The organism is Nocardioides sp. NBC_00850 (assembly GCF_045207335.1).
GTDB lineage: Bacteria > Actinomycetota > Actinomycetes > Propionibacteriales > Nocardioidaceae > Nocardioides.
The window spans coordinates 5,193,339-5,207,858 of record NZ_CP108845.1 but is presented as its reverse complement, the minus strand read 5'-3'; the positions used below and the strand labels follow the sequence as shown (position 1 = coordinate 5,207,858).

The 14,520-nt window shown below is 69.7% G+C and carries 13 protein-coding genes; 9 read left to right on the top strand and 4 right to left on the bottom strand.

Features of this window, described 5'->3' with window-relative positions; all coding sequences use genetic code 11:
* Nucleotides 1-16: 16 nt before the first annotated feature.
* Nucleotides 17-1,507, top strand: a complete 1,491-nt coding sequence (locus OH802_RS25210) for a Mur ligase family protein (RefSeq protein ID WP_406023159.1) — start codon at nt 17-19, stop codon at nt 1,505-1,507.
* Nucleotides 1,508-1,527: 20 nt separating this feature from the next.
* Nucleotides 1,528-2,643 carry a hypothetical protein gene (locus OH802_RS25205; protein ID WP_406023158.1) on the top strand — a complete coding sequence of 372 codons (1,116 nt, stop codon included), beginning with the start codon at nt 1,528-1,530 and terminating at the stop codon, nt 2,641-2,643.
* Between the two features lie 104 nt (nt 2,644-2,747).
* Here OH802_RS25205 and OH802_RS25200 read toward each other — a convergent pair whose 3' ends face one another.
* Both OH802_RS25200 and OH802_RS25195 read right to left on the bottom strand, forming a co-directional pair.
* Complete coding sequence (locus tag OH802_RS25200; protein WP_406023157.1) at nt 2,748-3,704, bottom strand: D-alanine--D-alanine ligase; 957 nt, start codon at nt 3,702-3,704, stop codon at nt 2,748-2,750.
* Nucleotides 3,705-3,741: 37 nt separating this feature from the next.
* On the bottom strand, nt 3,742-3,978 hold the full coding sequence (locus OH802_RS25195) for an Lrp/AsnC family transcriptional regulator (RefSeq protein WP_091049571.1): 237 nt from the start codon (nt 3,976-3,978) through the stop codon (nt 3,742-3,744).
* A 155-nt stretch (nt 3,979-4,133) separates the two neighbouring features.
* Between OH802_RS25195 and OH802_RS25190 the strand changes: the two genes are divergently transcribed.
* Nucleotides 4,134-5,090 carry a thiamine-phosphate kinase gene (locus OH802_RS25190; protein ID WP_406023156.1) on the top strand — a complete coding sequence of 319 codons (957 nt, stop codon included), beginning with the start codon at nt 4,134-4,136 and terminating at the stop codon, nt 5,088-5,090.
* A 58-nt stretch (nt 5,091-5,148) separates the two neighbouring features.
* Here OH802_RS25190 and rpmB read toward each other — a convergent pair whose 3' ends face one another.
* The gene (gene rpmB, locus OH802_RS25185; protein WP_141803692.1) at nt 5,149-5,334 is read right to left on the bottom strand and encodes a 50S ribosomal protein L28; all 186 of its coding nucleotides are present in this window, start codon (nt 5,332-5,334) and stop codon (nt 5,149-5,151) included.
* A 125-nt stretch (nt 5,335-5,459) separates the two neighbouring features.
* Nucleotides 5,460-6,488 carry a class I SAM-dependent methyltransferase gene (locus OH802_RS25180; RefSeq protein ID WP_406023155.1) on the bottom strand — a complete coding sequence of 343 codons (1,029 nt, stop codon included), beginning with the start codon at nt 6,486-6,488 and terminating at the stop codon, nt 5,460-5,462.
* A 239-nt stretch (nt 6,489-6,727) separates the two neighbouring features.
* On the opposite strand from OH802_RS25180, the gene OH802_RS25175 reads away from it, so the two are divergent.
* The 6 genes from OH802_RS25175 to OH802_RS25150 all read left to right on the top strand — a co-directional run bounded on the left by OH802_RS25175 (nt 6,728) and on the right by OH802_RS25150 (nt 14,330).
* Entirely contained in the window at nt 6,728-8,362 is a 1,635-nt protein-coding gene (locus OH802_RS25175; protein ID WP_406023154.1) for a DAK2 domain-containing protein, read from the top strand.
* A 13-nt stretch (nt 8,363-8,375) separates the two neighbouring features.
* Nucleotides 8,376-10,640, top strand: coding sequence for an ATP-dependent DNA helicase RecG (locus tag OH802_RS25170; RefSeq protein ID WP_406023153.1), 2,265 nt, complete (start codon nt 8,376-8,378; stop codon nt 10,638-10,640).
* A 9-nt stretch (nt 10,641-10,649) separates the two neighbouring features.
* Entirely contained in the window at nt 10,650-11,213 is a 564-nt protein-coding gene (gene rsmD, locus OH802_RS25165) for a 16S rRNA (guanine(966)-N(2))-methyltransferase RsmD (RefSeq protein WP_160024539.1), read from the top strand.
* Between the two features lie 33 nt (nt 11,214-11,246).
* On the top strand, nt 11,247-11,738 hold the full coding sequence (gene coaD, locus OH802_RS25160; protein ID WP_350661889.1) for a pantetheine-phosphate adenylyltransferase: 492 nt from the start codon (nt 11,247-11,249) through the stop codon (nt 11,736-11,738).
* A gap of 105 nt (nt 11,739-11,843) precedes the next feature.
* Nucleotides 11,844-12,542 (top strand): class I SAM-dependent methyltransferase, encoded by a 699-nt coding sequence (locus tag OH802_RS25155; RefSeq protein WP_355230117.1) that lies wholly within the window; start codon nt 11,844-11,846, stop codon nt 12,540-12,542.
* Nucleotides 12,543-12,650: 108 nt separating this feature from the next.
* Nucleotides 12,651-14,330, top strand: a complete 1,680-nt coding sequence (locus OH802_RS25150) for a hypothetical protein (protein ID WP_406023152.1) — start codon at nt 12,651-12,653, stop codon at nt 14,328-14,330.
* The last annotated feature ends 190 nt before the right edge of the window (nt 14,331-14,520 follow it).

Below are 14,520 nucleotides of genomic sequence, written 5' to 3'. Positions count from 1 at the left end.
GGGCTGAAGAAGAAGCATGTGGATCGTCCTGGTCACCTCCGCGCTGACCCTGGTCTCGTACTACCGCTGGCTGCGGGTCGCTCAGCGTGAGCACTACGAGCCGACGCGGCTGTTCGCCATCGAGTGGATCTGGATCAAGGCACGCCCGGTCGAGGCGATCCTGCTCGGTGCGGTCGTCGTGGTCTGCCTGGCCTCGTTCGTGCTGCCCTACGGCGCGCTCGTCGGCGCGCTGCTGTTCATCGGCTGGCCGGTGGGGATGAGCTTCACCGGCGCCAAGCGGCTGGTGTGGACCGACCGCGTCAAGCGCCTGGCCGGTGTGCTCTTCGTGCTGCACGCGATCGTCACCGTCGTGATCGCGCTCGTCGTCCCGGCCGCTGCCGGCCTGCTCCCGATCCTCGCGGTCCCGCTGGCCGAGGCGGCGCTGGCGATCATGTGGCCGATCGAGAAGGCGATGGCGAAGAAGTGGCAGGTCCAGGCGGCCGCCACGATCAAGAAGGTCAACCCGCGGATCGTCGCGATCACCGGCTCCTACGGCAAGACCTCGACGAAGAACTACGCGACCCACCTCATGCAGGGCCGCTGGTCGACGCTGGCCTCGCCGGCGAGCTTCAACAACGCGATGGGCCTCTCCCGCGCGGTCAACGACCGCCTCCAGCCCGGCACCGACATCTTCGTCGCCGAGATGGGCACCTACGGCCCCGGCGAGATCGCCGAGCTGACCGAGATCTTCCCGCCCGAGGTCGCCGCCATCACCACGATCGGCGAGGCCCACCTGGAGCGGATGAAGTCGCGCGAGACGATCGTGAAGGCCAAGTCGGAGATCCTCCCGAAGGCCTCGACCGTGGTGCTCAACATCGACGTACCCGAGCTCGCGCTCATCGCCGAGAACCTCCGCGCCAGCAAGCGCGTCATCGCCTGCTCCGCCGTGCCGGGCACCACCGCCGAGGTCGTGGTGGCCGACGGCGGTCTCCAGATCAACGGCGAGATGTACGCCGTCCAGCTGCCCGACGAGGTCGGGCACCCGATCAACGTGGCGATCGCCGTCGGCCTCGCCCTCGCGGTCGAGGTCCCGATCGAGACGATCACCCAGCGGCTGGCGTCGATCCCCGGCACGCCCCACCGCGCCGAGGCCAACAGGACGCCCGGCGGCGTCTGGGTCGTCGACGACACCTTCAACTCCAACCCCACCGGCGCCGCCGCGGCGCTCGCGAAGGCCAAGCGGCTGGCAGGGGAGTCGGGCACGGTGTGGACCATCACGCCCGGTATGGTCGAGCTGGGCACCGAGCAGGCCGCGCGCAACATCGAGTTCGCGCAGGCTGCGACGGCCTCCGACAAGATGCGGCTGTGCATCGTCGGTCGCACCAACCGAAAAGCGCTGCGTTCGGGGGAGCCAGCGCGAACCACTGCGTTCGAGAGCCGTAAGGCGGCAGCGGATCATGCTCTGACCGCGGCCAAGGAGGGCGACGTGGTGCTGTACGAGAACGACCTCCCCGACCACTACGCGTAGGACCCCCAGGAGCTTTCACCATGAGCGTAACCAAGGCCACCATCGTCTTCGGCGGTCCCAGCGCCGAGCACGACATCAGCATCCTCACCGGCCTGCAGGCCGAGCGGGTCCTCTCCGGTGCCGGCGTCGAGGTGACGTGCCTCTACTGGGCGCGTTCCGACAAGTGGTTCCTGGTGCCGGCCAAGCAGGAGGCGCGTGACTTCCTCGGCGGCGAGCCGAAGGGCTCGAAGGCCGTCGAGTTCCGCCTCGGTTCCGAGAAGGGCGACGGGTTCTACACCGTCGGCGGCTTCGGCGGCGGCAAGCGCCTCGAGACCGGCCCGATCCTCTCCGCCTTCCACGGCGGCGCGGGCGAGGCCGGCGGCATCCAGTGGCTCTTCGAGCTCGCCGGCCTCAAGGCGACCGGCGCGACCCCGGCCGCGGCCGCGCTCGGCATGGACAAGCTCGCCTTCGGCGCGGTCATGCTCAACGCCGGCCTCCCGTCGCTGCAGCGCGAGCTGCTCTCGCGCTACGCCGCCCCGTCCTTCGAGGGCCCCTACATCGTCAAGCCGCGCTTCGGCGGCTCCTCGATCGGCATCGAGGTCGTCGACGACTACGAGACCGGCCTGGCGCTCCTCAACACCTCCCCGCACCTGCGTGCGGGCGCGGTCGTCGAGCCGTACCGCCCCGACCTCTTCGACCTCAACGCCTCGGTGCGCACCGCGCCCGAGGTCGCGGTGAGCGACGTCGAGCGTCCGCTGCGCTCGGGTGAGGCGAAGATGTACGACTACTCCGCCAAGTACGTCCACACCGACGGCCTCTCCTCCTCCCCGCGCGAGTTCCCGGCGCAGGTCGAGGAGTCGGTCACCAAGCAGATCAAGGACCTGGCCGTACGCGTCGTGGAGCTCACCGGCCTGACCGGCATCCTCCGCATCGACTTCCTCTCCGACGGCAAGGGCGAGGTCTACATCAACGAGGTCAACTCCATCCCCGGCGCCCTCTCGCTCTACCTGTGGCCCGATACCCCCGCCTCCGAGGTCCTCACCAGCGCCATCGCCGAGGCCGAGAAGCACATCCCCCAGGTCACCCGGAACTTCGAGGAGGGCGTCGCTCTCAAGGCCGCCGGCGGCATCGCCGGCAAGCTCACCGGCCTGAGCTGAGCCCGAGTCGGCGCAAGCTGACCGAGAACCACGCCGAGTCGGCGCGTCTTAACGCGCCGACTCGGCGTGGTTTTGCGTCAGGACGAGCCGACTCGGCGTGCGGGTCAGCGGGAGAGGGCGCGCTTCAGAAGGGCGAGGGTGACCTCGCCCATCGAGGTGCCGTCGTGCTTGGCGGCGAAGGGGAAGACGCTGGTCTCGGTGGCGCCGGGGGTGATGGCGACCTCGAGGACGACGAAGCTGCCGTCGGGGGTGACCATGAAGTCGGTGCGGGAGATGTCACGCATGCCGAGCAGTTCGTGGGCGCGTACGGCGGTCTCGCCGAGCTCGGCGAGCAGCGCGCCGGGGAGGTCGGGGCGGCCGAAGCCGACGAACTCCGCGGTGTAGCGCGCCGCGAAGTCGAACTCGTGGCCCTTGCTGAAGTCGATGGCGATCGGGGTCAGCGGCTTGACGCCCTCGTCGGTCTCGTGGACGACCACGGAGACGTCGATGCCGGCGTAGAAGCGCTCGATGAGCGCCTCGTCGCAGTAGGCGTAGGTCTTGACCAGGGCCGCGGGGAGGGCGGAGAGGCCGTCGACACCGGTGACGCCGAGCGCGGAGCCGCCACGCGAGGGCTTGACCACGACCCGCTCACCCAACCGCGAGATGACGTGCTCCATCAGCACCGGCGCCCCGACGTCGCGGAACGTCGTGGACGACAGCGAGACCGAGTCCGGCACGGGGATGCCCCCGCGGCGCAGGAGCTCGCGGGCAGCCGTCTTGTCGAACGCGACGCGGCAGGAGGTGGAGAGGGTGCCGACGTACGGGATCCCGATCAGCTCCAGGAGCGTCTGGATCTCGCCGTCCTCACCGAACTGGCCGTGCAGAGCCGGCAGCGCCACGACCGCCTTGTCGCGTTCGAGGTTGTGCAGCAGCGCCCGGTCGAAGTCGTACGCAGCCACCTCCACACCCAGCGCCGACAGCTCGCGCACGAGGTTGCGGCCAGAGGCCAGCGACACGTCGCGCTCGTGGCTCAGCCCGCCGGCGATGACGGCGACAGGTCCGGAAAGAGGAGGTGTGCTCATGGGTTCGTTGTAACAGACGGCCGGGTGCAGCCGTGAATCAGATGTGGACGACCGGGCAGGTCAGGGTGCGGGTGATGCCTTCGAGGCTCTGGACGCGGGCCACGACCAGCTTGCCGAGCTCGTCGACGTTGCGGGCCTCGGCGCGGACGATCACGTCGTACGGACCGGTGACGTCCTCAGCCAGGGTCACGCCCTGGATCTTGCCGATCTCGGTGGCGACCTCTGCGGCCTTGCCGACGTCGGTCTGGATGAGGATGTACGCCTGTACGACCATGGTGCTGCTCCTGTTCTCCGTGCCTTCCTTGGCACAACGTCAGGCAAGTAACCTATCGCGTTATCTATCGATCGACCTACACCGACCCTGGGGATAAGACAGGGTGATGCGTGTCCCGGTATCTCCGCGCATCGCGAGGAGGGTTGGATGGAGCCATGGCTTTTCCGAGGGACACGACGCTCGCCGACATCGGTGAGTTCGGGCTGATCACCGAGATGACCAAGCACTTCGCCCAGGGGGAGCAGGTGCTGGTCGGTCCCGGCGACGACGCCGCGCTGGTGCGGGTCAAGCAGGGTCATGTGGTGGTCTCGACCGACCTGCTCGTCGAGGGCCGCCACTTCCGGCGGGACTGGGCCGAGGCGTCCCACATCGGCCACCGGGCGGCGGGCCAGAACCTCGCCGACATCGCCGCGATGGGTGGCGTCGCGCATTCGATGACCCTCGGGCTAGCCCTTCCCTCGGACCTTCCCGCCGAGTGGGCAGTCGACTTCGCGGAGGGGTTCGCCGCGGAGTGCGCGCTGGTCGGGGCCTCGGTCATCGGCGGTGATGTCACCGGCGCCGACCAGATCGTCATCTCCGTGACCGCCATCGGCGCGGTCGCCCAGGCGCCGGTGCTGCGCTCGGGCGCGGAGCCCGGTGACGTACTCGCGTTGTGCGGCCGCCAGGGGTGGGCCGCGGCCGGCCTGGCGATCCTCAAGCGGGGGTTCCGGTCACCACGGGTGCTGGTCGACGCCTACCGCCGCCCGCAACCGCCGTACGCAGCCGGCCCCGCCGCCGCGGCGGCCGGCGCCTCGGCGCTGATCGACGTCTCCGACGGGCTGCTGTCCGAGGCCAGGCACATCGCCGATGCCTCGGAGGTCTCCATCGACGTGCACACCGCCGCGCTGACCATCCCCGACGAACTCAACGCGGTCGCCTCGGCGACCGGCGCCGACGCGCTCGCGTTCGTGCTGGGCGGGGGAGAGGACCACTCCCTGCTCGCCGCGTTCCCGCCTGAGGTCGAGCTGCCGCAGGGGTGGACTGTGATCGGCACCATCGGCGAGCCCGGTGGGGAGCCGGTCACGGTCGACGGGAAGGTCTACGAGGGTTCGACGGGCTGGACGCACTTCTGAGAACGACGAAGGCCGCTGCCCGAGTGGGCAGCGGCCTTCGTGCGAGGAAGAACCCGGGTCAGCGAGCGACCTTGCCGGCCTTGATGCAGGTCGTGCAGACATTCATGCGCTTCGGGGTGCCGTTGATGACGGCGCGAACGCGCTGGATGTTGGGGTCGAAGCGGCGCCTGGTCGCCTTCTTGGACCACGGCCGGTTGTTGCCGAAGCCCGGCTTCTTGTCGCAGATGTCGCAGACGGCAGCCACCGTGAACTCCTGAGGTTGAATAGATGATCGAGGTCGATTGGATAGTGTCGGCGGGCGCGATGAACGGCTGCCCTGCCGAGACAACCGAACAAGCGTAGCCCGTCCGGCTGTGCCCGGCGAAATCGTCAGTCGTCCGAGCGGCGATCGCGCCACCTGTCCAGCGGCGCGGCCAGTGCGGTGGCCAGCTTCCACCGCTTCGACCCGCGCAGATCGTCGATCTCGGCGCGCTGGCCGGCAACCTGCTTGCGCTGCGACTCGAGCCGCCGCCGCTGGTCCGCGACGACCTCACGGAGCTTGGCGACCTCGTCGCGCAGCTCGAGGCCGTGCTCGACCCAGTCCGGGATGGCGGGCACCGCAGGGAGCTCGGGGGAGAGGCCGCGACGCAGGACGACGTAGAACTCGATGTCGTTCTCGGGCACGGGCAGGATGGACTCGACCGACCAGCCGGTCAGCCCCAGGCGGCGCAGCTCGGCGATGATCTCGGGGAACGAGCGGTCGGTGTAGGTCCAGACATGGCAGTCGACGTACTCGCCCCGGCGGGCGCGCTCGACCTGGGCCCTGGTGTAGCCGAGGTCGTGGATACAGGTCTCGGCCTCGCTGGGGCCGCGGTGGTGGAGCCGCTTGGGGTCGTGGTTGACCGCGGACCGGTGGTGGTCGAAGACGGCGCGTACGGACGGGGTGGTGTCGCCGCCCTCGTACGCCTGCAGGATCTGACCCATCGTCGTTGGCGGGCGATGGGCATCGAAGGTGTAGCGCCGGTCGGGGACGACCAGGACGAGGGCCCCGTCGGGAGCGACGACGGCCTCGACCTGCGCCAGCCATCCGACCAGGTCGGGGACGTGCTCGACGACGTGGCTGGCCAGCGCCCAGTCGAACGGGGCGCCCTCCTTGGCGGCCTCCTCGAGCGTACGCATCCGGGTGCCGTCCCACATCGGATAGTCGATCTCGGGGATGGTGTCGTGGTTCACCTGCGGTTGCTCGGCGTACGACTCGTAGAGCCGGTCGCGGTCGTAGAGGTCGAGATAGGCGACCTTCGCGGCGTCTCGGGGGATCAGCGGTTGGTGCAGGGGTCCGATCTCCAGGCCGCGCCCGGCCGAGAAGTCGAAGAGTTCGTTGACGCGTTTCGCGCGTGGGGTCGGGGTCGGGATCGACATCCGTGAGTCCTTCGGCGTTGGGGAGGTCTCCACACTAGGGATGGATCGTCGCCGGCGCAGGGGATGACTCGGTAGAAGTTGTTACTCGCTCGTGTCTTTGCTGCAGCCTCGGATTTGTTCACCCGTCGTTTACCCCGTACCCAGAGACCGCCTACCCTTGGGGCCGCGATACCGGGAATTGTGCCCGGCGTCACGGTGTCTGGGTGTATGCAGGGGTGTCGAGGAGTAGGGAGGGCAGCGTGGCCGAGGTCAAGCTCGATCTGTTCCGCCGGTTCGGCGACCTGGCGACCGACGCGCTCGCGTCGCACCGCGAGGAGATCGACGCGCTCAACGTCTTCCCGGTGCCCGACAGCGACACCGGCACCAACCTCTACCTCACGATCGCCGCGGCCCGTGACCGGCTGCGCGAGTTCACCGGTCCCGACTGGCGTGAGGGGCTGCGCGCCTTCTCGCGCGGCGCGCTCCTGGACGCGCGTGGCAACTCGGGCGTGATCCTGGCCGAGATGATCGGCGCCCTGCTGCGTCGCCTGATCCGGGCCACTGAGGAGGAGCGCACCGCCACGGTCTTCGCCGACGCGCTGCGCAAGGCTGCCAACGCCGCGTACGCCGCGGTGGGGGAGCCCCAGGAGGGCACCATGCTCAGCGTGCTCCGGGCCGCCGCGGATGCGGCCGAGGCGTGCGTCGAGATCGACGAGACCGCACGCACCCGCGATGTGATGTCGGTCGCCGCCAGCGCGGCCCGCGCCGCGCTGGCCCGTACGCAGGAGCAGCTGCCCATGCTCGCCGCTGCCGGGGTCGTCGATGCCGGCGGCCGCGGGATCTGCGTGCTTCTCGACGCCTTCGAGACCGCCCTGACCGGGCGCCGACCCAGTCCGCAGGAACCGACCGCGCACATCCCGATCCCGATCCCCGCGGCTCTGGGCGGGGCCGACGGCCACGCGCTGGAGCCCGGTGGGCCGGCGTACGAGGTGATGTACCTGCTCGACGCCGAGGACGCCGCGATCCCCGACCTCCGCAAGCGGCTCCAGCCGCTGGGCGACTCGCTGGTCGTGGTCGGGGGCGAGGGCATCTGGAACGTCCACGTCCACGTCGACGACGTCGGCGCCGCGATCGAGGCGGGGATCAACGCCGGGCGGCCCCACCGGATCCATGTGACCCACTTCGCCGAGCAGATCGCCGGACAGGCCCATCGTCACGCCACCCGCGGCGGCCGGGCGGTGATCGCGTTCGCGGCCGGGCCGGGTCTGGCCGAGCTCTTCCGTGGTGCCGGCGCGATCGTGATCGAGGGCGGCCCGCACCGGCGCCCGACGACCTCCGAGCTGCTCGAGGCGATCACCGCCTCCGGTGCTGCCGAGGTGATCGTGCTGCCCAACGACTTCCCGACCCGGCAGTCGGCCGAGGCCGCGGCCCGCACCGCCGAGGACGACCTCGACATCAACGTCGCGGTGATCCCGACCCGCAGCCAGGTGCAGGGGCTGGCGGCGATCGCGGTCCACGAGCCCGGCCGGAAGTTCGACAAGGACGTGCTGGAGATGACCGCCACCGCGCGACACGCGCGGCATGGTGCGGTCACCATCTCGAACACCCGAGCGATTACCATGGCCGGGCCGTGTATGCCGGGCGACGCGCTCGGGGTGCTCGACGGAGACTTCGTCAAGGTCGGCCAGGAGCTGGAGACATGTGCGACCTACGTGCTCGCCCGGCTCATCGGTGGTGGCGGCGAGCTGGTGACGCTGGTCTCCGGTCTCGAGGACCCCACGGGCGAGCTCGCCGGTGCCGTCGCGGCGTGGCTGGCTGCCAACCACCCGGCCGTTGATGTGATGGTGTACGACGGAGGCCAGGAGCGCTACCCCCTCCTGATGTCGGTGGAGTAGAGGAGAAGAGACGGTGCCGATCACCCTCGAGTCGCCGATCGAGGCCGTGCTGGGCAACAGCAAGCACGCCACGAAGTTCACCAAGGGTCTCGGGCTGCGCACCGTCGGCGACCTGCTCTACCACTTCCCGCGGCGCTATCTGCGCACCGCCGACCTCAGCCAGACGCCGCAGCTGCACGAGGGCGAGATGCTCACCGTGCTCGGCGAGGTGGTCCGCAGCGTCGTACGCCAGCACACCGACCGCCGCACCGGCCGGCCAGCCTTCCGCGTCGAGACCCAGCTCAAGGCCGGCACCGCCGACCTGCAGCTCACCTTCTTCTCCAAGTCCCAGCGGATCGCCGAGTGGCGCCGCGGCGTGCTCGCCCCGGGCGTCCGGGGCGTCTTCGTCGGCAAGGCCGGATCCTTCCGCGGCGAGTGGCAGCTGGCCAACCCGCAGATGGTCGTCTTCGGTGACCCGTCCGACTCCGAGAACGCCGCCGAGGCGGCCGACAACCAGATGGCGGTCGAGGAGCTGACCGAGCTCTTCCCGATCTACCCGCTCACCGCCGGACTCCAGCACTGGGACGTGATGCGCGCGGTGCGGTTCGCCCGGCAGGTCGTCGAGGACGTCACCGACGTGCTCCCGGAGCAGCTCCGGGAGACGTACGCCGTTCCGGGGCTGCGCGACGCCCTGGACCTGATCCACGCGCCCCATGAGCTCAAGGACGTCCAGCGCGCCCTGCACCGGTTCCGGTTCGAGGAGGCGCTCGGGCTGCAGCTGGTGCTGGGGCGACGGCGACGGGCGCTCCAGGCGCTGGGCACAACCGCCCGCACCGGCGGCGTCCACCACCTGCTCGACGCCTTCGACGAGCGGCTGCCGTTCACCCTGACCAAGGGGCAGGAGGAGATCGGGGAGGAGCTCGAGGCGGCGCTGGCCCAGCCCCACCCGATGAACCGCCTGCTCCAGGGTGAGGTCGGCTCCGGCAAGACGCTGGTCGCGTTGCGCGCGATGCTGCGGGTCGTCGACTCCGGGGGCCAGGCCGCGCTGCTGGCACCGACCGAGGTGCTCGCCCAGCAGCACTACCGCTCGATCACCGCGATGCTCGGCGACCTGGCCGCCAGCGGCCTGGCCGGCGGGCTCTTCGCCGGCGACCAGGAGCAGACCCATGTCGAGCTGCTGACCGGCTCGATGACCAAGACCCAGCGCAAGGGTCCGCTGAGCCGGATCGCCACCGGCGAGGCCGGGATCGTCGTCGGCACCCACGCCCTGCTCCAGGACCAGGTGATGTTCGACGACCTCGGCCTGGTCGTCGTCGACGAGCAGCACCGCTTCGGCGTCGAGCAGCGGGCCGCCCTGACCGATAAGGCCGGCACCCCACCGCATCTGCTGGTGATGACCGCGACGCCGATCCCGCGCACGGTCGCGATGACCGTCTTCGGCGACCTCGAGGTCTCCACGCTCACCGAGCTTCCGGCCGGACGTGCCGAGATCCAGACCAACCTGGTCTCGCTCGTGGAGCATCCCGCGTGGATCGCCCGGGTGTGGGAGCGCGTCAAGGAAGAGGTCGAGAAGGGCCACCAGGTCTACGTCGTCGCCCCGCGGATCAGCGGCGACGAGTCCGAGCAGGGGGAGAGCGACCAGCGCGACTTCGACGCCGACGGCAACGAGGTCAAGGCCGCCCCTGCCCAGCTCTCGGCCGTCGACGAGGTCACCGAGGAGCTGACCACCGGTCCGCTGCAGGGGCTGAGCGTCGCCAAGCTCCACGGCAAGCTTCCCGCCGAGGAGAAGGAGCGCACCATGAGCGCCTTCGCCGCCGGCGACATCGATGTGCTGATCGCCACGACCGTGATCGAGGTCGGCGTGGACGTACCCAACGCCACCACCATGGTCATCCTCGACGCCGACCGCTTCGGGGTCTCCCAGCTCCACCAGCTGCGCGGCCGGGTCGGCCGTGGCGGACTGCACGGGCTGTGCCTGCTGGTCTCCCACGCCGACGCCGGCACCCCGGCCAGGACCCGCCTCGACGCGGTCGCCCAGACCACCGACGGGTTCGCGCTGTCCCGGGTCGACCTCGACCAGCGCCGCGAGGGAGACGTGCTCGGCGCCTCCCAGTCGGGCCGGCGATCGAGCCTGGAGAGCCTGCGTGTGCTCCGTGACGAGGAGACGATCCTGGAGGCGCGCGAGGCGGCCGAGGCGCTGCTCGAGGCCGACCCGGAGCTCGCGACCGCACCACTCCTGGCCGAGCGGGTCACCGAGATCGAGGAGTCCGCTTCCGCCGACTACTTGGAAAAGTCCTAAGGTATCCCAATGACTCGGATCATCGGTGGCGTCGCAGGAGGGCGACGCCTACTCGCTCCCAAGGGGGTGCGGACCCGTCCCACCACCGATCGGGTCCGCGAGGCGCTCTTCTCGGCGATCGAGTCCTCATACGGCTCTCTGGCCGGACTGCGCTTCCTCGACCTCTACGCCGGCACCGGCGCGGTCGGGCTGGAGGCATGGTCCCGCGGCGCCGGGGTCGTGACCCTGGTCGAGTCGGACCGGCGTACGGCCGGGGTGATCCGGTCCAACGCGAAGGAGCTCGGCTTCCCGCGGGCCCACGTGGTCGCGGCCACCGTGGCGAGCACCCTGGTGACGCCGCCGCCGGCTCCCTACGACCTGGCCTTCCTCGACCCGCCCTACCCGCTCTCCGACGACGCCGTCTCCGAGGACATCGCGTTGCTGGTCAAGCACGGCTGGCTGGTTCCGGGCGCCCTGGTCGTCGTCGAGCGGTCCGCACGCAGCCCCGAGCCGGTGTGGCCCGACGGGTTCACCGACCAGAAGTCGAAGAAGTACGGCGAGACCACGCTCTGGTACGGCCACGCGCCGGACTGACCGGCTGGACTGATCGAAATGGGAGAAAAGACAATGACGCGTCGTGCGGTGTGCCCGGGTTCGTTCGACCCGCCCACGTTCGGCCACCTCGACATCTTCACCCGCGCCTCGGCGATGTTCGACGAGGTCGTCGTCGCCGTCGGGGTCAACCCGTCGAAGTCGAAGCGCCTGTTCACAGCCGAGGAACGGATGGAGATGATCACCGAGGTGACCGCTCCGCTGGGCAACGTACGGGTCCAGGGGTTCACCGGCCTGGTCACCGACTTCTGCGTCGAGATAGACGCCCAGGCGATCGTGAAGGGGCTGCGCGGGGCACCCGACCTGGAGTACGAGGCGCCGATGGCGCAGATGAACGCCCACATGACCGGCGTCGAGACCGTCTTCCTGCTCAACGACCCGCGCTGGGCGGCGGTCTCCTCCAGCCTGATCAAGGAGATGGCCCATTTCGGTGGGGATGTGTCGGCTTTCCTGCCGCCGGATGTTCTTGCGCGACTCACCAAGCGTTTGGCAGAACGTTCCGAGTAAGGGGGAGCGTTCGCCGGTATCGTTCCCTGGGTAGTCCTTCCTAGGGCTCCCCGACAATCCTTTCCCTGGAGATCAATGTCCACCTCAGGCCGTTCCCCGCTTTCCTTGGCCAAGCAGTCTTATGCCGCTTCCCTCAAGGCCGTCGGTCGCGGGCTGACGAAGACGGGACTCGCGAAGGAGACCGCGCCGCCGGTCGAGCAGCGCTGGCGTCACTGGGCCCACTCGCTCACCAAGGTCTACGACTCGCTGGCGATGGCGAAGCTCGACGTGCCGTGGTGGACCTACGACGCCATCGCCGCGGTCGACGCCTGGCTGAGCGAGCGCGAGCGCCCGATCCGGATCTACGAGTACGGCTCCGGCGCCTCCACCATCTGGCTCTCCCGTCGCGCCGACGAGATCCACTCCGTCGAGCACCACAAGGGTTTCGGCGAGATGATGCAGGCCGAGCTCGCCGGCGAGGAGAAGATCTCGCTGCGGGTCATCGAGCCGGTCGCCAGTGACAACCCCGTCGTCCCCTCGCAGAAGGAGGGCCACGCGGGCCTCGACTTCGAGGCGTACGTCAACTCCATCGACGACGTCGACGGCGAGTTCGACCTCGTGGTGATCGACGGGCGTGCCCGTGAGGCGTGCCTGGAGAAGGCCAAGGACCGGCTCGCTCCCGGCGGGATCATCGTCTTCGACAACAGCCGCCGCAAGCGCTACGTCGAGGCCATCGCCGCCTCGGGGATGAAGGAGACCATCCACGCCGGTCTCACCCCGACCCTGCCCTACCCGGAGCGCACCTCGGTCCTGACCAAGGGCTGATCTCGTACGTTTCGCAAGCGGCGGCGTGGATTATCCACGCCGCCGCTTACGCGCTCTAAGGTCTGGCGCATGGCATCACCGGGGGAGCGAAACGAACCAGTCGGAGCTGTGCGTTGGGCGACGTTCGCCGGGGTCTGTGTCGTGGCGCTGGTCTGGGCGGCCTACTCGGTCGGCGCCCAGAACGGCTCGTTCCTGACCCAGGACTTCGGCGCGCAGTACCACCTGGCGAAGATCACCGCCCACGGCGCGATCCCGCTGGTCGACTTCGAGCACGGCTGGAACGCCGGCTCGTTCTGGGTCAACGCGGCGCTCTACGCGATCGCGAGCGGCAGCCCGACGATCTGGTACTTCCTCTGGGGCCGTCTGCTCGGCGCCGGCCTCGGCGCGGTCCTCGCCGCCGCCATCGGCCTCCGTCTGCGGCTGCACCCGGCCGTGATGATCGCGCTCGCGCTCGGCGTGCTCCTGCTGGCCACCCCGCTGCACATCAAGTACACGATCTGCCTGCTGTGGGTCTTCGTCCTGCTGCCCACCGGTTGGCTCGAGTCACGCCCACGCCTGGCCGCGGCCGCACGGGTGCTCCTCCCGGCCCTCGTCTTCTGGCAGTACGTCGAGCTGGCCGTGCTCCTCACCGGCGCCTCGGGCCTCTTCGAGCTGTTCGCGCGGCGCTCGGCGCCCTGGCGCACCCGGCTCCTCAACTGTGTTCAGCTGGCTGGTGGGTTCGTGCTCGGGCTGGTCGTCCAGGCGGTGGCGTACAAGCTCGTGTGGGGGCTCTCCTTCGCCGACTTCAACCGGCAGGTGATCCTCGGGCAGACCGAGACGCACGAGGGTTCGCAGTACGCCGTGTGGAACTTCTTCGATCTACCGACCGAGTCGGGGCGCTTCTTCATCCTGGCGCTCTACCCGTTCGCGCTGCTGATCCCCTTCGTGCCGCTGGTGTGGCAGCGGATCTCGGACTCCACCCGGCTGATCGCGCTGGCCGGCCTGGTCCTCGTTGTCGTCCCGATCCGGCGGGTCGACAACCCCCACACCACCACCGTCTCCGCCCTCGTCCTTCTCGCCGTGGTCCTGGCGGTGGCCGAGCTCTACGAGCGCCGCGCCTCGCTGACCGAGCCGAAACCAACACGGACCGTCATCGCCCTACCTCTCGCCGTGCTCGGAGCCGCCTGGGCAGCCGCCACCCTCTGGATCGGCTTCGGCCTGCAGAGCATGCTCGGCGCGGTCCTCCTGGTGGCCCTGGCGATCGCTGGAGCGACCCTCGGCGCCGCGTTCCTCGGCCGGGCCGTCGCGGTGGTCTCCGCCGGCGCGCTGGTCGCGCTGGGCGGCGTACCCGCGCTTGCCGCCGTCGACCACCTCGACGACATGCGCCGCGACGCGAAGTCCTTCGCGGTGAGCGACTCGATCGCCCGCTGGGCGGGCCCGGAGTACGAACGCTGCAGCGGCGGCACCCGCGAGGCACTGGTGATGCCCAATTATCTCGAGCTCTACGACGCGCTGGCGATCACCAACCCGACGCCCTACTACCTGTTCCACTACGACTTCGCGCAGTACGAGGACGTGCTGGTGCCTCAGCTCGAGGACGGCTCGATCCCGGTCATCATCGAGACGATGCCGTTGCACACTCCGCAGCCGTGGCTCACCGATGCCATCCGCGCCAACTATGTTCCGTGCTCGGTCGTGAGGATCGAGAAGCAGGCGACGACGGTGACGATCTGGACTCACAAGTCTCGTGGTGATGTTCAGCAGCGGGATCTCACTGTTCGGGGTGGGGCGATGGGGCTGACGCGCTGAGGGTGCTGTGTTTTTGTGGTTGGGGTTGCCGCCGACCCGTTCTTGGAGGGTGTTCTCGCCGGATCCCGGAGTAAAGGACGGCCTTCGGCCGCCGGCTTCGCCGGTCGCCTGCGGCGATCCTTGACACCGGGAGCCGGCGAGAATTTTGGCTGGCTATCGGGTCGGCGGCAGGGGTTTGGCGCGGGGGTTT